Annotated in this window: 14 protein-coding genes; 5 read left to right on the top strand and 9 right to left on the bottom strand. The window is 62.6% G+C overall.

All coding sequences use genetic code 11. The annotated features are described in order from the left end of the window. Positions 1–230: 230 nt before the first annotated feature. The 3 genes from betA to betI form a co-directional block, all read right to left on the bottom strand. On the bottom strand, positions 231–1,928 hold the full coding sequence (gene betA, locus F6X62_RS09295; protein WP_153773308.1) for a choline dehydrogenase: 1,698 nt from the start codon (positions 1,926–1,928) through the stop codon (positions 231–233). A 76-nt stretch (positions 1,929–2,004) separates the two neighbouring features. Then, on the bottom strand, positions 2,005–3,477 hold the full coding sequence (gene betB / locus F6X62_RS09300) for a betaine-aldehyde dehydrogenase (protein WP_112899397.1): 1,473 nt from the start codon (positions 3,475–3,477) through the stop codon (positions 2,005–2,007). Positions 3,478–3,507: 30 nt separating this feature from the next. Continuing rightward, positions 3,508–4,173, bottom strand: coding sequence for a transcriptional regulator BetI (betI, locus tag F6X62_RS09305; RefSeq protein ID WP_054891206.1), 666 nt, complete (start codon positions 4,171–4,173; stop codon positions 3,508–3,510). Between the two features lie 477 nt (positions 4,174–4,650). Between betI and F6X62_RS09310 the strand changes: the two genes are divergently transcribed. After that, the gene (locus F6X62_RS09310) at positions 4,651–6,654 is read left to right on the top strand and encodes a BCCT family transporter (protein ID WP_054891207.1); all 2,004 of its coding nucleotides are present in this window, start codon (positions 4,651–4,653) and stop codon (positions 6,652–6,654) included. 196 nt (positions 6,655–6,850) lie between these two features. Further along, the gene (locus F6X62_RS09315) at positions 6,851–11,542 is read left to right on the top strand and encodes a dermonecrotic toxin domain-containing protein (protein WP_153773309.1); all 4,692 of its coding nucleotides are present in this window, start codon (positions 6,851–6,853) and stop codon (positions 11,540–11,542) included. Positions 11,543–11,563: 21 nt separating this feature from the next. On the opposite strand, the gene F6X62_RS09320 is transcribed toward F6X62_RS09315, so the two are convergent. From F6X62_RS09320 to gpmI, 4 genes are all read right to left on the bottom strand, one after another. Continuing rightward, positions 11,564–12,328, bottom strand: a complete 765-nt coding sequence (locus tag F6X62_RS09320; RefSeq protein WP_153773310.1) for a divergent polysaccharide deacetylase family protein — start codon at positions 12,326–12,328, stop codon at positions 11,564–11,566. An 8-nt stretch (positions 12,329–12,336) separates the two neighbouring features. After that, positions 12,337–13,662 carry a S41 family peptidase gene (locus F6X62_RS09325; protein WP_153773311.1) on the bottom strand — a complete coding sequence of 442 codons (1,326 nt, stop codon included), beginning with the start codon at positions 13,660–13,662 and terminating at the stop codon, positions 12,337–12,339. 86 nt (positions 13,663–13,748) lie between these two features. Beyond that, positions 13,749–15,041 carry a murein hydrolase activator EnvC gene (locus F6X62_RS09330; protein ID WP_054891211.1) on the bottom strand — a complete coding sequence of 431 codons (1,293 nt, stop codon included), beginning with the start codon at positions 15,039–15,041 and terminating at the stop codon, positions 13,749–13,751. 141 nt (positions 15,042–15,182) lie between these two features. After that, positions 15,183–16,718, bottom strand: a complete 1,536-nt coding sequence (gene gpmI, locus F6X62_RS09335) for a 2,3-bisphosphoglycerate-independent phosphoglycerate mutase (protein WP_153773312.1) — start codon at positions 16,716–16,718, stop codon at positions 15,183–15,185. Between the two features lie 206 nt (positions 16,719–16,924). Here gpmI and F6X62_RS09340 point away from each other — a divergent pair, with 206 nt between their 5' ends. The 3 genes from F6X62_RS09340 to secB are packed head-to-tail and all read left to right on the top strand — an operon-like array spanning position 16,925 to position 18,116. Further along, on the top strand, positions 16,925–17,338 hold the full coding sequence (locus F6X62_RS09340; protein WP_054891213.1) for a rhodanese-like domain-containing protein: 414 nt from the start codon (positions 16,925–16,927) through the stop codon (positions 17,336–17,338). 1 nt (position 17,339) lies between these two features. Beyond that, complete coding sequence (gene grxC / locus F6X62_RS09345) at positions 17,340–17,594, top strand: glutaredoxin 3 (RefSeq protein ID WP_054891214.1); 255 nt, start codon at positions 17,340–17,342, stop codon at positions 17,592–17,594. A 39-nt stretch (positions 17,595–17,633) separates the two neighbouring features. Continuing rightward, the gene (gene secB, locus F6X62_RS09350) at positions 17,634–18,116 is read left to right on the top strand and encodes a protein-export chaperone SecB (protein ID WP_054891215.1); all 483 of its coding nucleotides are present in this window, start codon (positions 17,634–17,636) and stop codon (positions 18,114–18,116) included. A 69-nt stretch (positions 18,117–18,185) separates the two neighbouring features. Here secB and F6X62_RS09355 read toward each other — a convergent pair whose 3' ends face one another. Beyond that, on the bottom strand, positions 18,186–18,629 hold the full coding sequence (locus F6X62_RS09355) for a hypothetical protein (protein WP_153773313.1): 444 nt from the start codon (positions 18,627–18,629) through the stop codon (positions 18,186–18,188). A gap of 76 nt (positions 18,630–18,705) precedes the next feature. Continuing rightward, positions 18,706–20,808, bottom strand: coding sequence for a TonB-dependent siderophore receptor (locus F6X62_RS09360; protein WP_153773314.1), 2,103 nt, complete (start codon positions 20,806–20,808; stop codon positions 18,706–18,708). Between the last annotated feature and the right edge of the window lie 65 nt (positions 20,809–20,873).

A 20,873-nucleotide genomic window follows, 5' to 3' on the forward strand; every position in this document is an offset into this window, starting at 1 on the left:
AAAGATGACTTGACTGGCAAGTCGCGTGCCAATCGATTCTAACCTGATGAATTGCCAGCATGTAAAGCGTTTCTGCAGATGTGCAAAAGGCACCGCGGTGGGTGCCTTTTGTTGTGCTGACTATGCGGGCCCTTTCGCGGGCAAGCCCGCTCCCACAGGTATTGCACAGTTTTCATAATCTGTGCGAACCCTGTGGGAGCGGCTTTAGCCGCGAAGGGGCCGGTGCAGGATTACGCCTGCTTCACCTCACGCATCGGCTTGCCCTTCACCGGCGCACCGTTGGCCTTGTAGTACTTGGCCGTGCTGCGTGGCAGTGGCTTGCGTCCACGGATCTTGTCGGAGATTTTCTCGGCGATCATGATCGTGGTGGCGTTGAGGTTGCCGGTGATGATGATCGGCATGATCGACGCATCGACAACGCGCAAGCCTTCCATGCCATGCACGCGGCCTTCGCCATCGACCACCGCCATGTCGTCGGTGCCCATCTTGCACGAGCAGGACGGGTGGAACGCGGTTTCGGCGTGCTCGCGGATGAATTTGTCCAGCTCTTCATCGGTCTGCACGTGCGCGCCCGGGCTGATTTCGCGACCGCGATACGGGTCCAGCGCCGGCTGGGCCATGATCTCGCGGGTCAGGCGGATGCCGTCGCGGAACTCTTGCCAGTCCTGTTCGGTGGCCATGTAGTTGAACAGGATGCTCGGGTGCTGGCGCGGATCCTTGGACTTGGCCTGGATGCGGCCACGGCTTGGCGAACGCATCGAACCCATGTGCGCCTGGAAGCCGTGTTCCTTCACGCCGTTGGAGCCGTTGTAATTGATCGCCACCGGCAGGAAGTGGTACTGGATGTTCGGCCATTCGAACTCAGGACGGGTGCGGATGAACCCACCGGCCTCGAACTGGTTGCTGGCGCCGATGCCGGTGCCGTTGAACAGCCACTCGGCACCGATGGCCGGCTGGTTCCACCACAGCAGCGATGGGTACAGCGACACCGGCTGGGTGCAGGCGTACTGCAGATACAGTTCCAGGTGGTCCTGCAGGTTCTCGCCGACGCCCGGCAGGTCGTGGACCACCGGAATGTCGAGGCTCTCCAGCAGGGCGCGCGGGCCGACACCGGAGCGCTGCAGCAACTGCGGCGAAGCGATGGCGCCGGAGCTGACGATGACTTCCTTGCGGGCACGGGCTTCGACGCGCTCTTCGCTGTCACCGACCAGATAGGTCACACCCACGGCGCGCTTGCCTTCGAAGAGTACGCGATCGCTCAGGGCGTGGGTGACGATGGTCAGGTTAGGGCGCTTCTTGGCCTGGTCCAGGTAGCCACGGGCGGTGCTGGAGCGACGACCGTTCTTGGTCACCGAACGGTCCATCGGACCGAAGCCTTCCTGCTGGTAGCCGTTGAGGTCTTCGGTGCGTGGGTAACCGGCCTGTACACCGGCTTCGACCATGGCATGGAACAGTGGGTTGTTGCCAGCTTTTGGCGTGGCAACGCTGACCGGGCCGTCGCCGCCGTGGTAGTCGTTCGGGCCGATGTCGCGGGTTTCGGCCTTGCGGAAGTACGGAAGGCAGTCGAGGTAGGTCCAGTCTTCCAGGCCTGGCAGTTCAGCCCAGCCGTCGAAGTCCATGGCGTTACCACGGATGTAGCACATGCCGTTGATCAGCGAGGAGCCACCCAGGCCCTTGCCGCGGCCACATTCCATGCGGCGGCCATCCATGTGTGGCTCAGGGTCGGTCTCGTAGGCCCAGTTGTAGCGGCGGCCTTGCAGCGGGAAGGCCAGGGCGGCCGGCATCTGGGTGCGGAAATCGAAGCGGTAGTCGGGGCCGCCGGCTTCCAGCAGCAGCACCGAGACGTTGGCGTCTTCGGTCAGGCGGGTGGCCAGGGTGTTACCGGCCGAACCGGCACCGACGATGATGTAATCGAATTCTTGGGACATGCAAAGTACCCTCGTTGGCAGTGTTCAGGGAGCGGGAGCGCCCGTGCGCAATGGCACGGGCGTGGCCAGACCGGTCTTAGAAGACCGAGTTGTAGCCGCCCAGCTCGACCTGCACCGACTTGATGCGAGTGTATTGAGCCAGCGAGCTGACGCCGTTTTCACGGCCGACGCCCGACTGCTTGTAGCCGCCAACCGGCATCTCGGCTGGCGATTCACCCCAGGCGTTGATCCAGCAGATACCGGCTTCGAGCTTGTGGATGATGCGGTGTGCGCGGGTGATGTCGTTGGTGCATACGCCCGCAGCCAGGCCGTACTCGGTGTCGTTGGCGCGGCGGATGACTTCTTCTTCGGTTTCGTAGGTGAGGATGCTCATCACCGGGCCGAAGATCTCTTCCTTGACGATGGTCATGTCGTCGCGGCAGTCGGTGAACACGGTCGGGGCGACGAAGGCGCCCTTGGCGAACGCGCCTTCGGTCAGACGCTCCCCGCCGCACAGCACGCGGGCGCCTTCTTCCTTGCCCTTGGCGATGTAGCCCAGGACGCTTTCCATGTGCGCGAAGCTGACCAGCGGACCGAAGTTGGTGTTCTCGTCTTCCGGGTTGCCGATGCGAATGCGGGCGACGCGTTCGGCGATCTTGGCTTCGAAGGCGGCTTTCATCGCTGCCGGAACGAACACGCGGGTGCCGTTGGTGCAGACCTGACCGGAGCTGTAGAAGTTGGCCATCATGGCGATGTCGGCGGCCTTGTCCAGGTCGGCGTCGTCGCAGATGATCAGCGGCGACTTGCCACCCAGTTCCATGGTCACTTCCTTGAGCGAGGAGCTCGAAGCGCTGGCCATGACTTTCTTGCCGGTGGTGGTGCCGCCGGTGAAGGAGACTTTCTCGATGCGCGGGTGCTCGGTCAGCAGGGTGCCGACTTCACGACCGCTGCCGGTCAGGACGTTGAACACGCCATCCGGCAGACCGGCTTCGGTGAAGATCTCGGCCAGCTTCAGGGTGGTCAGCGAGGTGACTTCAGACGGCTTGAAGATCATCGCGTTGCCGGCGGCCAGGGCTGGCGCAGACTTCCACAGGGCGATCTGGATCGGGTAGTTCCACGCGCCGATACCGGCAGTCACGCCCAGCGGCTCGCGGCGGGTATAGACGAAGGACGATTCGCGCAGCGGGATCTGCTCGCCTTCGATGGCCGGGATCAGGCCTGCGTAGTACTCCAGCACATCGGCACCGGTGACGATGTCGACGTAGCGGGTTTCGGAGTACGACTTGCCGGTATCCAGGGTTTCCAGCATGGCCAGCTCGTCGTTGCGCTCGCGCAGGATGTCGACGGCGCGGCGCAGGATGCGCGAACGCTGCATGGCGGTCATCGCGGCCCAGACTTTCTGGCCACGTTCGGCGCTCTCGACGGCGCGCTCGACGTCAGCCTCGGTCGCACGCTGGACGTGGGCAAGGACTTCGCCGGTGGCCGGGTTGATGGCTTCGAAGGTGGCATCGCTGCCAGCGTCGACATAACCACCATCGATGTAGAGTTTTTGCGTTCCGAAACGGGCCATAGAGTCCTCGCAAGTGCAGTGTGTGATTGGCTAGCCGCGTCGTGCTCCTGCCGGTTGGGCAGTCGCTGCGTGCGATCGTTCAGCCGCCTGGGGGTTGGTAGCCAGGTCGTGCTGCTTAGCCAGTTGTAGATCCATGTATTCGTAGGCGATCCGTATTGCCTGCTCGGTGTCGAACGCGTCGCCCGAGAGCGCACCACGCAGCCACAGGCCGTCGATCAGGGCCGCCAGCCCGCGAGCAGCCTTGCGTGCATGGTAGAGCGGCAAGACACGACGGAACTGGCAGCACAGGTTGGAGTAAAGGCGGTGATCGTTGATCCGCTGCAACCTGTGCAAGGACGGCTGGTGCATGCTGGCGGCCCAGAAGGCCAACCAGGTTTTCATTGCCGGGCCGCTGACCTGGCTTGCGTCGAAGTTGCCTTCGACGATCACTCTCAGGTGCGCCCGCGGGCTGTCGTCGGTGAGGGCTTGTCGGCGGGCGACGGTGCCTTCGCTCAACGCATTCATGAGGTAGCGCATGGTCGCCGCGATCAGGCCGTTCTTGTCCTGAAAGTAGTGACTGATGATGCCGTTCGACACACCGGCCAAACGGGCAATCAGCGCAATGCTGGCATCTCCCAGACCGACCTGGTCGACAGCCTGCAATGTGGCGTCGATCAACTGCTGGCGGCGGATGGGTTGCATACCGACCTTGGGCATCTTGCTATCTCCTCAGGCCTGCGAGCGGACAACACGCATCCGACTCGGCGAGGGCCAGTCTATTTTGTTTTGATTGAACGTTCAATCAATAAAGAATAAGCTCTGCGACAATTTGTGCCATTGACAGTCTTTCAGGCAGTCGAGAAGGCACGGATTGACACCCCAGGAAAACGTGTAACCCCCGGAATACAAGGCGTTGACGGGCAAGAACGGTGCATGGACAGATTCTGCCGAGCGGTCAATGACCGCGCGGACGACCCTTGGAGCGGGTCAGGCGAGCTGTGACCAATGCGCGCATCCAGTGAGGATGAAGGCGCTCAGGTGCAGTCCGCCGGTCTGTTTTTTTGCAGCGTTTCGATTCGGGATCACGGTTTCCAAGGTGCTTTTATAACACCTGACGCAGTGGAGCTATTGCACCAATTGCGCGGGAAATGACTGATTAGCCTCCACAGCCGTACTGCCCGGAGCATTCGTGCAATGAGTTCTGCCTCCCTGACAAAGCCCCCCGCCGAGAGGGTTCGGGTCAACCGCGTGGTGTTCCTCACCTCCGCGCTGCTGGTCCTCGCGTTGACTGCCTTGCTTATCGCTGTACCCGAAACTGCCGGCCAGGTGCTGGGCGTGGCCCAGAAGTGGCTGACGCGCACCTTCGGCTGGTACTACATGCTGGTGATCTGCGGTTACCTCGTGTTCGTCGTCTACCTGGCCTTCTCCGACTACGGCAAGCTCAAGCTGGGCGGCAAGGATGACCAGCCCGACTTCAGCTACGGCGCCTGGGCCGGCATGCTGTTCTCCTCCGGTATTGGCATTTCGCTGCTGTATTTCGGCGCATCCGAACCGCTGGACCACTACTTCAATCCGCCGGAAGGCACCCCTGCCAGCCTCGAGGCTGCGCGCCAGGGCCTGCAACTGACCTTCCTGCACTGGGGCCTGCACGGCTGGGCGATCTACGCCTTGGTGGGTCTGGCCGTGGGCTACTTCGCCTACCGCCACAACCAGCCGCTGGCGCTGCGTTCGGCGCTGTACCCGCTGGTCGGTGAGCGTTGGGTCAAGGGCGCGGCCGGCAATGCCGTGGACATCTTCGGCATGTTCGTCACCCTGCTGGGCCTGGTGACCAACCTCGGTATCGGCTCGATGCAGGTCTCCTCGGGCCTGGAGTACCTGTTCGGCATGGACCACAGCAAGACCAACCTGCTGGTGGTCATTCTGGTGATGGCCGGTGTGGCCACCGTAGCCGCGGTCTCGGGTGTGGAAAACGGCATTCGCCGCCTGTCCAACCTCAACATCATGCTGTTCAGCGGGCTGTTGATCTTCGTCCTGCTCGGCGGCAATACCCTGCACCTGCTCAACGGCTTCGTGCAGAACGTCGGCGATTACCTCAACGGCATCGTGCTCAAGACCTTCGACCTGTATGTCTATGAAGGCGAGGCCGGCAAGTCCGAGCGCTGGCTGGGCCTGTGGACCGTGTTCTACTGGGCCTGGTGGATCTCCTGGGGTCCGTTCGTGGGCATGTTCATCGCCCGTATCTCCAAGGGCCGTACCGTGCGCCAGCTGGTCAGCGGCGTGCTGCTGATCCCGCTGGGCTTCACCCTGGCGTGGCTGTCGATCTTCGGCAACACCGCGCTGGACCTGGTGATCAACCAGGGCGCCGTTGAGCTGGGCAAGACAGCGCTGGAGCAGCCCTCGATGTCGATCTACCAGTTGCTGGAGTACTTCCCGGCGGCCAAGATCGTGATCGGTGTGGCGGTGTTCGTCGGCTTCGTGCTGTTCCTCACCCCGGCCGACTCGGGCGCGGTGATGATGGCCAACCTTTCGTGCAAAGGTGGCCAGGTCGACGAGGATGCGCCGCACTGGATGGTGGTGTTCTGGTCGGTGATCATCACCCTGGTTACCATCGGCCTGCTGTTCGCCGGCAACTTCGAAGCCATGCAGACCATGGTGGTGTTGGCCGGCCTGCCGTTCTCGGTGGTGCTGGTGCTGTTCATGTTCGGCCTGTACAAGGCGATGAAGCAGGATGTCGCGGTCGAGCAGGAGCGCGCGGAGCTGGCTGCTCGTGGTCGTCGCGGCTTCAGCGAGCGCCTCACGCAACTGGAGCTTGAGCCGACCCAGGCGGTGGTGCAGCGCTTCATGGACAAACAGGTCAGCCCGGCCCTCAAGGAGGCGGCGGAACAACTGCGCGCCCTGGGCTTCGAGGTGGAGACCCGTGTCGGTCAGTCGCGCAACATGATGGGCGTGCGGGTGATGATGGAAGAGGGCAACCCGTTCGTTTATGAAGTCAGCCTGGACGGCTACCTGGCGGCACCGAGCGAGGCGTCTGCCGGGGGTGAGCCAGAAGTGCGCCAGCGCTTCTACCGCGCCGAGGTGTACCTGCACAACGGCAGCCAGGAGTACGACCTGATGGGCTTCCTGCCTGAGCAGATCGTGCGCGATGTGCTCGATCAGTTCGAAAGCCACCGCCAGTTGCTGGGGCGTGTCTACAGCTGATCGCTTAGGCGGCGTATCGTTGTGAAAAGGGCTCTGTCGAATGACAGGGCCCTTTTTTCTTCAGCGGGCGGTCACGTTGGGGCGGACCGGCGATTGCCGTTGCCCATGGTCAACCGGTGCGCAAAAGCATTATGTACCCCCCAGTGATATCGACTGGCGCGGAGGCTTTGGCTTCATTTCACAACGAGCCTTGAGCATGTCTACTACCTCCGTGAGTTACCCACCCTACGACCTGTACAGCGCAGTCGCTGCGCAGTTCGCTAATCGACCGACCTTGCGCGAAGTGCTCGACCAGCAGGTCATGAAGATAATCGTCGAGCAGTATCCGCTGATCGCGATTCATCGCCCCGAGATGACTTCTGCACAGCCACTCTCGCTGCTTTGCTCCACCGCAGATGACACCTACCGCAATGAGTTGCTGATCGACCATCTGCTGCAGTTGGTGCTCGATGGCAAGCGCGTGGATTTCGCCAGCATGGGCGCTTATGCGCTGAGCCTGAATCCGTACCAACGCCTCTTCGCCATCAAGTCGCCCTTCGAAACCAGTGATGGAGACCTGATCAAGCCCGAGAAGCTGGTCGAACCGCTCGACAAGATGCTGCCTCTGTTGCCCCACTATCTGCAGCAGGCGCAGATCGGCTACTGGAATGGCGACGGCCAGGGCAACCGGGATCTCTGGTTGCAGCAAGTGCTGCGTGCCAGCCTGCTGCAAGGCCTGGACGAGGCTGACCTTGAGGAGGCCGAGCGCGCCTGCCTGCGCCAACTGCTGTTGGGGAACACTCGTAACGTCGAGGTGCAGGCCGTTCGCGTGCAGATGCACTTGGGCGATCGACAAAGCAGTGAACTGTTGCCCGGCTTACTGGTGACGACCCTCGACACGCCGCGTCCGCTGGTCTTGTGGTGCCAACCGGATGGGGAAGTGCGTAGCTTCGAGTCACTGAGTGCCTTTGGCCGAGGGCTGCAGCTGCAGATGGCGCGGCGTTGCGAGTTCGATCGCATGAGCTGGAGTGGTTTCACGTCGGAGGGCGATGCGTTCGCCCTGCAAAGCGGGTTGCTGCTGGAGATCCTCCTTGAGCGGCAGTCGCGTGTGCGCTGGGGGGCGCCTGATAGCATCGCCGAGCTGGAGCGCGGGGTCGATGGTGCCTTTGACCCCTCGCAGTTTTTTGCTCAGCGCAGCAATGTGCCTGCCAAGCCGGTTGCCTTGTCGCTACCTGCTGGGATTCGGAGAGCCGGGTCTGAGGGGCAGGCCACCTATTTGCAGGCCATGCTCGATCTGACGCTGTTGCAGGGGAGTGAAGGTGGTGAGCGCGCCCTGGACGGGGTGGACGATCTGCACACCTATGCAGCCCGCCGTCTTCGCGAGGAAATGCTTGCCGATCATCCAGTCGATGCCAACTACTTTGCCGATGATCTGCTCCTGACCATCGACACCTTTGTCAGCGACGGTCATGGCCTGGGTTTTGGGCAAAAGATCGACAGCCGTACCGTGACCCTGACCGAGCTGGCCATCGGTCGGCTGGCTGCGTCGCAGGGTGGCGTGGTGACACACATCGCCCACCGTAATGAACAGTTGATCCTGGACTGGATGAATGTCGATTACATCCGTGAACTGGTCGCACGCGTCGATATCGGCGGTACCTACCCGACCTACGTCAACAACCTGCTCGCAGATGGCACCGAAAACGCGGAACGTATCGCCCGTTTCGGTCGTCAATGGCGTATCACTTTGATGTTCGATGCCGCTCGGGCGGTGGTGGTCAATCGCCTGGATACCTTTGCCTATGGTGCAGTGGCCCGCTTCTGTCGCGATGGGGACGCGCAAGCGGCTGGGGTCAGGATTGCGCCCTTGGCTTTCAGGCGTTCGCCGACCTCGAAGAAAGTTGATCGGGTGCATGGGTTCTATGTCATTGAAATCGTCGAGTCCGGCCAGTGCGTGCTGTATTGCCCGATGTACACAGACGGCGCGGTCCATGTCTTCAAGGACGTCGATACCTTGATGGGGGCCATCCGCAAGCCTGGCAAGCTACAGAACCTCGCGCTGATGTGGATGGATCAGAACGAGCGTCCTGTCTACGACAATGGTGGATTCAATGAACCTCACCTGCCGCACTGGGTGTTCGACCCCTTCGGTCCATTGGATAAGCCTGATCCTGCTCAACTGGCGCTGGAGGCCTGGGGGCAAGACATCGACGCACAGATGTTCGAGGCGCGGCATCAGGTGTTGGTCGAGCTGGCCGACCGTTCGGCGGTGAGCAACAGCGAGTTGCGGTGGGGGGTAGTGATCGCGTTTGGCTGGGAGCTGCTCAATGCGGTGCTGCCTGTGCTGCCGGGACCGGTGGTATCGATCACCTGGCTGTACATGGGCATCCGCAGCCTGGCCAGCGATGTACAGGGGCTTGGCAGTGACAGCGCGGGGGAGCGAATCCAGGCCGTGACCGACCTTTTGAACAATACCTTGATGGCGTTGATCCATCTGCAGACCCCCAGAAACACAGTACTTGGGTCGCAGCACGATGTTACGTCGCTCGAGGAGCTGCCCGTGGCGCAGGACGTAGCGCTTCACCCGTTGCCGGAGCCTGAACGCAAGCCTGCGGGGCTGGTGCGTGACTTGTACGGCACCACGCAGACACACCTGGATTTTTCGTGGCGTGGGGCTGGTGGCCTCAACGGACTTTCGGCGTCTCAACGCAGTCGCGTGCGCGAATTGGCGGTCGAGGTATCGCTGGCTGGACACGCGCCCGACACGCAAGGTGCAACGGCGGGCTTGACTGCTGTCGACGGCAGGTACTACGTCAGGCTGGGGCAGGAGGTCTATCAGGTCGTTGTTCATGAAGGGGGGGCGAGAATCGTGGGGGCTGACCTGACGCCAGGGCCTTGCCTGCACAACGATGGCGGTGGCTGGCGCATCGATACACGGTTGCAGGGGGGCGGTGGGCGTGGGCGCAGCGCTGCGCAGGAACGGCTGCGCCAGAAGATTGCCGCTACGATCCAAAAGTCGCTGGAAGAGGTGGAGCATCATTTGCTTGAGGCAAACAAGCCGATTCCTGAGTACCTGAGACAGAACCGCCAGATCGAGGAGCTGCGGACCAAGATCGTGAAGCTGGAGGAAACACTGAACCAACCTCCTCCCACGAACCCGGATGACCTCTCCCGGTTCAAGACGTTGACCGAACTGTACACAGCAAAGCGCGATGAGCTAATGCGCGCGATGCGCGACCTGCGCCGGCAGCGTGTCGAGCTGGTCTACTCGATGTTCGAGCACCAAGCCAGCGCGCAGCGGAGCATTGTCGAGCTGCTGGATAACCCCAGCTATACGCGCACAACCGCCCATGGCAGGGACCTGCGACAAGCCCTTTCGAATGCACGTCACGACTTGATTGGCTATGGCGTATTCCTTCTGAATGAAGCGGTGGCTGTGGGTAGTTTCCGCGAGTATGACCAGATCGTCCGCAGCCTGAGCGGAGCTACGCCAGAAAACCGCGCGGTTCTCTACGCCAAGTGTCGAGAGCTGCTCGAGGGCATGGTCCTGGACCAACCAAGGATCATGGAGGTCTCAAGCCAAATGGATCATGTGCTGGCGGTCAGCGATATTGACATGGAAATCCAATCGAGCACCGGCTTGGTCAGCGTTGCCCAGGTCATCGCCGCGCGCAAGACTTCTACGGTCATGATTCGCTTCTTCCAGGCGATGAGCCTGGTGGAACTCGCACTGCGCTTCGAAGAGGGTGCCGCCAGCCAGCATTACACGATCTTCCGCGACGCGATTGCCAGCTACCGTTTGCGTGTAGCCGCAAACGCCCACCATCTGTCGATGTTCTACGAACTGCCGATCCTTGAGCGTATCGAGGTGCTGCAAGGTGCCTGGGATGAATATCTGGCGGCGATTCTCAACTGCGACCGCATCAGCAAGCTAGGCAGCGGGCTGGTCGATACCCAGCGCCTTGCCGCCTACAGAGAGCAGATGGTGGGTCTGAAGAAGATGGCAGGCGACGCGCTGGTCGAAGCCATGCGTGAGCAGGCTTCCGGACAAGCTCAGGCCTCGCGCCGTATGGTTTATCCACTGTGGGCGCTGCAAGTGGCGCGTACCCTTGCAGGGCAGACAGTGCTAGGTACAGAGGTGATGGTTGATGGGCGGGCGCAGTTGCAGGTCAAGGGCGCGTTCAGCTCCAAGATTCAGCACCGGTTTCAAAAGGTAGGCGGGGCTTGGTTGGAAGAGGTCGCGAGTACGGAACCTGAGTCGCAGTCGCGGGCCTCGACGCCGGAATTCGAGAAGAAAAGCCGTGAACTGGCCGAAGGCATATTGGCGCAAAACGAGAGCGTCATCGAGCAGGCCAAGGCATTGGTAAGCAATGACGCGCAGGACAGCGGGTTGATCTCGATGCTTGATGCGCAGATCGCTGAAGTGCTGGAGTTGCGCGAACAGCTGGCGGACGCGGATAGCACCGACAGTCTGTTGGGGCGCCTGGATGACGCTGTTATCCGGTTGCGCGAGCAGAAGCGAGAATGCCTGGTCGAGCTTTATACCAAGACGCGCTATCCCGGTGCCCGGGGTCTGAGCTTTCTCCATCAGCAAGGCTTGATCACGGTTGAGTACGTGGGGCCGCGCAAGCAGGTTTCAGATGGCTATCTGGATGAATACCGCATCAACCTGCTCAAGTCGTCCGGCGACAGCAAAGGCCGACCCCTGTGGGCCGCGCACTTCCACTTCGCCGACTCACAGGCGGCGCCCACAGCATTCGGCAAAGGCCATCTGAAGCTCTGGAGCCAGCGCAAGATGGGCTACAGGGAGCAGATGAGGGCTGCGAGCGAGGGGCAGGTGCTGAGCATCTACCGGGGCAACCTGACCTACGCCCAGGCCAAGGACATCATTCCCTTCAACAGCCTGTAGGCGCTCTGAACGGCCAAGCGATCAACGGTTGCTGTAGCGACCGTTGCGACCGTGCGCCGACATGGCCTGGTTGCTGCGTTCGGCGATCATCTGGCGCAGTTCGATCAACTCGATGCCCTGGCGCTTGAGCCCGGGCATCTCTCGTTCGAGCACTTCGAGAGTCTGCGGGTAGGGGTGGCCGATCAGCACCGCTGAACCTTGCTTGCGGGCAAGCTCGATGCCTTGGCGCAATTGGCCGGCGATGGCTTCGGTTGTGCGTACGTCATCCAGAAATACATCCCGCGAGACGTGCGCCAATCCGATTGCCTGGGCCTCGGCCGCCGCCACCGTGGCGGCGCTGGTGCGGCTGTCGACGAAGAACAGCTCGCGGCCCTGCAGGTTACCCATCAACCAGGCCATGGCGTCGCGCTGTGCGGTCATGCGGCTGCCCATGTGGTTGTTGATGCCTGCGGCGAAGGGCACCTTGAGCAGCGCGGCGTCGAGGCGTCGTGCCAGCTCCTCGATGGGTAGCCCCGGATGCCAGGCATAGGGCCCGGTGGCGGGGTCCATGGGCATGTGCAGGATCACCGTACGTCCGGCCTTGTGTGCCTGGCGGGCGAAGTCGGTGGCGTGCGGGGTGTCGGGCATGATCGCCATGGTGACCGGCCCGGGCAGGTCGAGGGTGCGGCTGTCGCGTTCGTTGTTCTGGCCCAGGTCGTCGATGATGATGCTCATATAGGCCTTGGCCGGTGCCGCATGTGCGGTACCGGCCAGCAGGCAGAACAGCGTGAACAGCAGAAAACGCATGGTGGTTATCAATCACCCTTGGTGATGTTCAGGCCCTTGAGCAGGCTGAGCGCCTGGCTCAGCTGGAAGTCGTTGTCCTGCGGGCGCTCGGTACGCTTGCTGCTGCCGGTCGGACGATCGGCGCCGCCATTGCCGTTGCCCAGGTGACCCTGCAGGTCGGCTTCCTTGAAGTTGTCCGTGTCGGCTTCGGCAGTGAGCTTGGCCTGGCGTACTTCGATGTCCGGCACGATACCCTGTGCCTGGATCGAGCGTCCGTTGGGGGTGAAGTACAGCGCGGTGGTGAGCTTCAGTGCGCGGTCGTTGGCCAGTGGCAGCACGGTCTGTACCGAGCCCTTGCCGAAGCTGTCGGTGCCCATCAGCACGCCGCGTTTCTGATCCTGCAGGGCGCCGGCGACGATCTCCGAAGCCGAGGCGCTGCCGCCGTTGATCAGTACCACCAGCGGTACGCCTTCGCTGGCGTCGGCCGGGTCGGCGGAGAAGCGCAGCTCGGAGTTGGCGATACGGCCCTTGGTGTAGACGATCAGGCCTTTGGTGAGGAAGTGGTCGGCCACTTCCACCGCCGACTGCAGGACGCCGCCGGGGTTGTTGCGCAGGTCCAGCACCAGGCCGCGCAGCTTCTTGCCGTTATCCTTGCGCAGCTTGGCCAGCGCCTTGCCGACTTCTTCGCCGGTCTTGACCTGGAACTGGGTGATACGGATATAGCCGTAGTCGTTCTCGAGCAACTGGCTCTTCACGCTCTTGACCTGGATGACCGCGCGGGCCAGCGTCACATCGAAGGGCGTGCCGCCGTCGCGTACCAGGGTCAGGGTGATCTTCTGGCCGATCTTGCCGCGCATCTTGTCGACGGCCTCGGTCATGGTCTGGCCGCGGGTCGGGGCGCCGTTGATCTTGACGATCAGGTCGCCCGCCTCGATGCCGGCGCGTGAGGCCGGAGTGTCGTCGATGGGCGAGACCACCTTGACGAAGCCGTCCTCCATGCCAACCTCGATGCCCAGGCCGCCGAATTCGCCGCTGGTGCTTTCCTGCAGCTCCTGGAAGTCTTCAGGGCCGAGGTAGGCCGAGTGCGGGTCAAGGTTGCTGAGCATGCCCTTGATGGCATTTTCCAGCAGGGTCTTGTCGTCCACCGGCTCGACATAGGCTGCCTTGATGCGGTCCATGACCTCGGCGAAGGTGCGCAGTTCGTCCAGCGGCAGCGGCGCCTTGGCCGTCACCTCGGTGGCCGGCACGGCAGCCGCCTTGGCAGGCTTGACCGGCTCTGCGGCGCTGGCCAGGGGCGCGCCGAGGACCAGAGCTATGGTCAGGGCCAGCTGGGTGAGGCGAGACGAGTGCAGCATGTCGAACGAACTCCTGATCCTGTAGGTGCTCCCGTGGGAGCATCGGTGCGGCCCACCGTCGGGCCTGACCGTAAATGTTGCGGTGCCTAGCCTCGGCACCATTGCGCAGGGTCGGTGGGCCGGCCCTGCTGGCGAATCGCGAAGTACAAACCTGCGCTGTCCTGGCCGCCGCTGTCGCCGACGGTAGAAATGGCTTCCCCGGCCTTGACGATGTCGCCGGCGCTCTTGAGCAGGCTCTGGTTATGGCCGTACAGGCTCAGGTAGCCATTACCATGGTCGAGAATGACCAGAAGTCCAGCGCCGCGCAACCAGTCGGCGAACACCACACGCCCGCCATGTACGGCGCGCACCTGAGTGCCGGCGCTGGCGCTGATCATCACGCCGTCCCACTTGGCACGCGCATCACCGCCTCGCGTGTCGCCGAAGCGTGCCAGCAATCGACCATTGACTGGCCATGGAAGTTTTCCACGGGCGGCGGAAAATGCACCACCGTAGTTGGCGCCATCGCTGGACACCAGCGGGCCGAGCACGGTGCGGGCCTTTTTCGGCGGCTCTTGCGGCTCGTCGCGGCGAGCGTCGGCCAGCGCCTGTTCCTTGCGCCGCTTCTCTTCTTCCTGCTTGGCCAGCAGCGCCTTCTGTCGCGCTTCTTCGGCTTCACGGGCCTGGCGGGCGAGGGTTTCCTCGATGGTCTTGAGCACCTTGGCGAGGTCGGCCTGGTCCTGTTCGCGGGCCTGAAGCTTCTGGTCGCGATCCTTGACGTCGCTGTTGAGCTTGGCCAGTACCTGCTGGCGCTTGCTGCGTTCGGCCTCCAGTGCCTGGCGGCGGCTGTCGAGGTCGGCGCGCTGGGCCATCAGCTGTTCCTGTTGGCCGGAAATTTCCAGTTCGACATTGGCCAGCTGGCGCAAGGTTTCGTTGAAGGTGCGCAATTGTTCCAGGCGCGCCTTGCTCAGGTAGTCGTAGTACGTGAGGGTGCGAGCGAACTTTTCGGGATTCTGCTGGTTGAGCAGCAGCTTGAGGTATTCCTCGCGACCGTTCTGGTAAGCGGAGCGGGCCTGGATCGCGATCAGCCGTTGCTGTTCAACGCGGGCGCTCTGGAGTTTTTTTTTCTCGTGGTCAAGGCGCTCCAGCTCGCCCTCGGTCTTTTTTAGTTCTTGCTGAAGACCCTCCACCTGCTTTTCGAGATTGCCGATATCGGTCTCGGTGGATTTGAGGTCTTTCTGCACGCCGGCTTTCTCTTCCTGGAGCTTGCCCAGCATTTTCTTGAGCTCGGCGATGTCCTGGCGAGTGGCGTCCAGTTGTTGCTGGGTCTGCGCGCGCTCGTCGGCGAACGCCGGACTGAGCAGGCATGACAGGGCTAGGAGTATGAGGGCGCGGCGCATGGAATCGGGCGTACCAGGGATGGAGACTGGCCTAGTATGCCCGCCTGAGCGAGCAAAAAAAACGCCCCGCTGCGGGTGCGGCGGGGCGTTTGTCCGGAAATCACGTCAGGGTGCGCTGCACCGCGACCCCAATGCGCAGTCTCAAGTGTCGATCAGGATCGAGGTTCCGGTCATTTCGGCAGGCTTCTCCAGCCCCAGCAGCTTGAGCATGGTCGGCGCCACATCGGCCAGCACGCCGCCGTCACGGACTTTCACGCTGCGCTTGCCGACATAGATGAACGGCACCGGCTCGGTGGTGTGCGCGGTGTGCGCCTGGCCAGTGGACTCGTCTTCCATCTGCTCGACGTTGCCGTGGTCGGCGGTGATCAGTGCTTCGCCACCGACCTTGCCCAGCGCCTCGACAATGCGCCCGACACAGCCGTCCAGCGCCTCGACGGCCTTGACCGCCGCGTCGAATACGCCGGTGTGGCCGACCATGTCGCCGTTGGCGTAGTTGACCACGATCACGTCATAACGCTGTTGCTCGATGGCCTCGACGATACGGTCGGTCACTTCCGGCGCGCTCATCTCAGGCTGCAGGTCGTAGGTGGCGACCTTCGGCGACGGGATCAGGATGCGCTCTTCGCCTTCGAACGGCTCTTCACGTCCGCCCGAGAAGAAGAAGGTCACGTGAGCGTACTTTTCGGTCTCGGCGATGCGCAGCTGGGTCTTGCCGTTCTTGGCCAGGTACTCGCCCAGCACGTTGTTCAGGCTGGCTGGGGCAAAGGCCGCGGGGGCGGGGATCTTCGCCGAGTACTGGGTCAGGCCGATGTAGGCCGCGAGCTTCGGCAGGCGCGCACGGGGGAATTCATTGAAATCGGCTTCGACGAACACTCGCGACAGTTCGCGGGCGCGGTCGGCGCGGAAGTTCATGAAGATCACCGCGTCGCCGTCTTCGACCTTGACCGCCTCGCCGATGCGCGTGGCCTTGACGAATTCGTCGCTCTCATCGCGTGCATAGGCTGCTTTCAGCCCAGCCACGGCGCTGTCTGCGCTGTACTCGGCGGAGCTGTCGACGATGAGGTTGTAGGCTGCGCTGACGCGGTCCCAGCGGTTGTCACGGTCCATCGCGTAATAGCGGCCGATCAGGCTGGCGATGCGGCCCTTGCCCAGCTTGGCGAAGGTCGCGTCGAGCAGTTCGATGGACGACTGGGCGCTGCGCGGAGGGGTGTCGCGGCCGTCGAGGAAGGCGTGCAGGTAGATTTTCTCGGCGCCACGCTGGGCGGCCAGTTCGGCCATGGCGACGATATGGTCCTGGTGGCTGTGCACGCCGCCGTCGGAGAGCAGGCCCAGCAGGTGCACGGCCTTGCCTGCTGCAACTGCCTTGTCCACGGCGCCGGTGAGTACCGGGTTTTCGAAGAACTCGCCGTCGCGGATGGCCTTGGTGACCCGGGTGAAGTCCTGGTACACCACACGGCCCGCGCCGAGGTTCATGTGACCGACTTCGGAGTTGCCCATCTGCCCGTCCGGCAGGCCGACATCCATGCCGGAACCGGAGATCAGGCCATGCGGCTGGGTGGCGCGCAGGCGGTCATAGACCGGTGTGTTGGCGGCGTAGATGGCGTTGTATTCGGGGCTTTCGCTGTGACCGAAACCATCCAGGATGATCAGGACCAGGGGCTTGGGCGTGCTCGTCATCAATCAAACTCACGGTTGTTCAAAGATGATAAAGACACGCATTTTAGGGCAAATCGGCCAGCGACGGCGAATATTCGTCGGTTCGTACGACCAGCGTCCCGACGGGTTGCAGATGAAGGCTGTTTCCGAGCCGGCCCGGCGGGCTTTGGCGGGCATGGGTGGCTGTGTATACTGGCCGGCATTTTCAATCGCCTGGAACACCCCTGATGGTTGCTCACCTGATTCAATTCGCGACAGATCACTTCATCCTGGTTGCGATCTTCTTCGTCCTGCTGATCCTGCTGCTGGTCAATGAAATCCGCCGCGGCGGCCAGAGCCTGAGCAACGGCCAACTGACCGCGCTGGTCAACGCCGAGAAGGGCGTGGTGATCGATATCCGTCCAAGCAAGGAATACTCCGCCGGCCACATCGTCGGGGCGCTGAACATTCCGCAGGACAAAGTCATCGGCCGCATTGCCGAGCTGGAAAAACACAAAGAAAAGACCCTGATCATCGTCGATGCGATGGGCCAGCAGTCCGGCACCATCTGCCGCGAGCTGCTCAAGGCTGGCTTCACCGCTGCCAAGCTCAGCGGTGGTGTGTCCAGCTGGAAAGCCGATAACCTGCCCCTGGTGAAGTGATATGAAGCCCGTCATCGTCTACTCCAGCGACTACTGCCCCTACTGCATGCGCGCCAAGCAACTGCTGGCGAGCAAACAGGTGGCGTTCGAGGAAATCCGTGTCGACGGCAAGCCGCAACTGCGCGCCGAGATGGCGCAGAAGGCCGGGCGTACCTCGGTGCCGCAGATCTGGATCGGCAGCACCCACGTTGGCGGTTGCGATGACTTGTTTGCGCTGGAGCGCTCGGGCAAGCTCGACGCCCTGCTCGAGGCCTGATTCACGCCTCTTTCAACCATTTTCAGAAAAGGATCTGCCATGACTGACCAACAGAACAACGGCGCCGCCGAAGAGAACAGCCCACAATTCTCCCTGCAGCGCATCTACGTGCGTGACCTGTCGTTCGAAGCCCCGAAAAGCCCGCAGATCTTCCGCCAGCAGTGGGAACCCAGTGTCGCGCTGGACCTGAACACCCGCCAGAAGGCCCTGGAAGGTGACTTCCACGAGGTCGTGCTGACCCTGTCGGTTACCGTCAAGAACGGCGAAGAAGTCGCCTTCATCGCTGAAGTTCAGCAGGCGGGCATTTTCCTGATCTCGGGTCTGGATGCAGCTTCCATGAGCCACACCCTGGGTGCGTTCTGCCCGAACATCCTGTTCCCGTACGCGCGTGAAACCCTCGACAGCCTGGTGACCCGTGGCTCGTTCCCGGCGCTGATGCTGTCGCCGGTGAACTTCGATGCCTTGTACGCTCAGGAACTGCAGCGCATGCAGGAAGCCGGCGAAGCGCCTTCCCTGCAGTAATCGTTATCGCGCGGCATAAAAAACCCTCGGGATCGACCCGAGGGTTTTTTTGTGGGCGCAAGCCGAGCTTCAGCCAAACTGCTTCTGCTGTTGCTGCTGCTTGGCCACTGCCTCCGACGCCGCCACGTAGGCGTCCTGGAACTCATCGCTCTCCAGCCAGGCCATGGTCGCCGCTTCATCGGCGCCATCGAGCCAGGCGCGGTAAGCGGTGAACACCAGGACGATGTAGTCGGTGGCGTGCTCTTCCTTGTGCCCCTTGAGTACCAGCGCCAGCAATGGATCGACCAGAAACACCGAGATCATCGACACCAGGCTGGTTTCCTGGGCCTCCTTCATCTTGTCGAACAGGGCGTCATAGCTCCCGGACTCCATGGCCTTGTTGTACACCTGCTCGACACTGGCGCTGTCGCCAGCGCTGGCCTTGACCGCCTGGCCGCCGCGGACCATGCGGTTCTGCTTGGCCTTGGAGGCGGCGCGCTTGGCGCGTTTCTGTTGCTTGGTGTTGGAAGCCATGGGTGAATCCTTGGGTGTGTCCGGAAAAAACGCGTATTGAAGCCTAGTTGCCGCGGTTCTGGATAGGGCCCATCGGTCAGAAGCTGTAGGTGCCTGTCACCACCAGGCTGCGCGGATCGCCGAACTGGATCTGCGCGGCGCTGGTCGCCGAGCTGTAGTAGGTCTTGTCGGTGATGTTGTTCAGCGCAGCGCGAACGTCCCAGTCCTGGGTGCGGTAGCCGGCCAGTGCATCCCAGTGCCCATAGCCTGGCAGCACCGTGGTGTTCTGGTTGTCGGCGTAGCGTTCGCCGACCAGTACCAGGCCGGTTTCGGCGTACCAGCCCAGCTCCGGCTTCCAGGTCACGAACAGGCTGGCGTTGCGCCGCGCCACGTTGTTTACCCGGTTACCCTCCAGGCCGCTGTTGTCCTTGGCGATGATGGCATCCTGCAGGCCGATGCCGCCGCGTACGTACCAGTTGCCGACCACATTGCCCTGGGCGGTCAGCTCCACGCCACGCGAGCGTTGCAGGCCGGTGAGGATGGTGATGCCGGGGTTGTCCGGGTCAGTGGTGCGACGGTTGTAGAGCTCCAGCTCGTAGATGGCGAGGGTGGTACTCAGGCGCTCGTCGAACCAGTCGCTCTTGACCCCGATTTCCTTCTGCCGGGTGTTCTCTGGAGCCGTTTCGTTGGTGTTGCCGGCAGCGCCGGGGGTGATACCGATCAGGCCGCCGCCGACCGGGGAATAGGTCTTGCTCCAGGAGGCATAGAACGAATGTTCCTGCCACGGCGAATAGACCACGCCCAGGCGCGGGCTGGTGCTGTTGTCGTCCTGTTTTTCCGAGATGCCGCGCAGCTTGTTGGTGGTTTCCACCTCGAACTGGTCGAAGCGCACGCCCGCCAGGATCTGCCATTGGTCGTTGAGGCGGATCTGGTCCTGCAGGTAGACGCCACGGCTATCGACCACCGTGTGGTTGTAGCTCGACGGCACCATGGGACCGTTGTGTTGCAGGCGCCGGTTGGGGTTGTTCAGGTTCAGCGACGGCACCGCCTGGCCACCGGCACTCACCGCCCGCGCGGTGTACAGGCGCGGATCGCGGCGCTGATTGCCGAATTCCAGTCCCAGCAGCAGCTTGTGCTCCAGGCCCCAGGTGCTGACATCGCCCTCGGCCTCGAGGTTGTTGAACAGGTTGCGGGTGTTCAGGTCCTGCTGCCAGCGCTGGCGGGTCACCAGATTGGTGCTGGGGGTGTAGCCGGTGAGGTAGGTGTTGTCGAAGTCGCTGTCGAGCTTGAACAGGCTCAGGGTATGGCGCACTTGCCAGTTGTCGCTGAGCTGGTAGTTCAGGCGCGAGCGTAGCGACTGCGACTTGTCGTCGATGAAATCGCGCTGCGTGTCGCCGTACGTAGTGCTGCGCCCGACATCCGCCGGACGACCGCCGACGCCAGGAATGCCGCGATCCGGGGTGCGGTTGTAGCGGCTGTATTCGTACTGCACCAGCCAGTTCAGGTCGGGGTTCAGTTGCCAGCTCAGCGACGGGGCGAACAGTTGGCGGTTGCCATCGACCCCATCGCGGAAACTGTTGTTGTCCTGGTTGCCCATGTTCAGGCGCACGCTGATGTCGTCGCTCAGGTCGGCACTGAGATCGGCGTACAGGCTGCGCAGGTCCTCGCTGCCGCCCTGGGCTTCGATGGTCGAGCGCCGGCCATGCTCGGGCGCCTTGCTCACCCGATTGACGATGCCGCCCTGGCTGCCACGGCCATAGAGCACGGCTGCCGGGCCCTTGAGCACCTCGATGCGCTCGATGTTGTGCAGGTCGCGCACGTACTGGCTGTCATCACGCACGCCGTCCAGATAGAAGTCGTTGCTGGCGTCGAAGCCGCGGATACGCAGGCTGTCGAAGCGTGTGTCGGCGCCGCTGCTGACGTTGGGGATGCCTTCCAGTGCCTTGCCCAGGCTGTTGTTGCCGTAGTCCAGTACGTTGGCGGTCTTGACCGTGTCGATCGCCTGCGGGACGTAGCGCACCGGCGTCGAGGTGCGGGTGGCGGTGCTGACGTCCTTGACCCGCGGATTATCGCGCTCGCGTTCACTTTCAGCAGTGACCGAGAGCTCAGGCAGGGTAGTGGTGGCAGCGCTGGCAAGGCCCGCGCTGAACATCAGTGAGAGGCCCAGAGACAGGGGAGACAAGCGGCAGGGGACAAGCATCGGCAGGCATCCAGCAGAGATTGTTATGAAGAGGATGCGAATGGTAATGCTTGCTATTTGCTCTT

Origin of the sequence: Pseudomonas sp. MNR3A (genome assembly GCF_009650575.1) — a bacterium.
Taxonomy (GTDB): domain Bacteria; phylum Pseudomonadota; class Gammaproteobacteria; order Pseudomonadales; family Pseudomonadaceae; genus Aquipseudomonas; species Aquipseudomonas machongensis.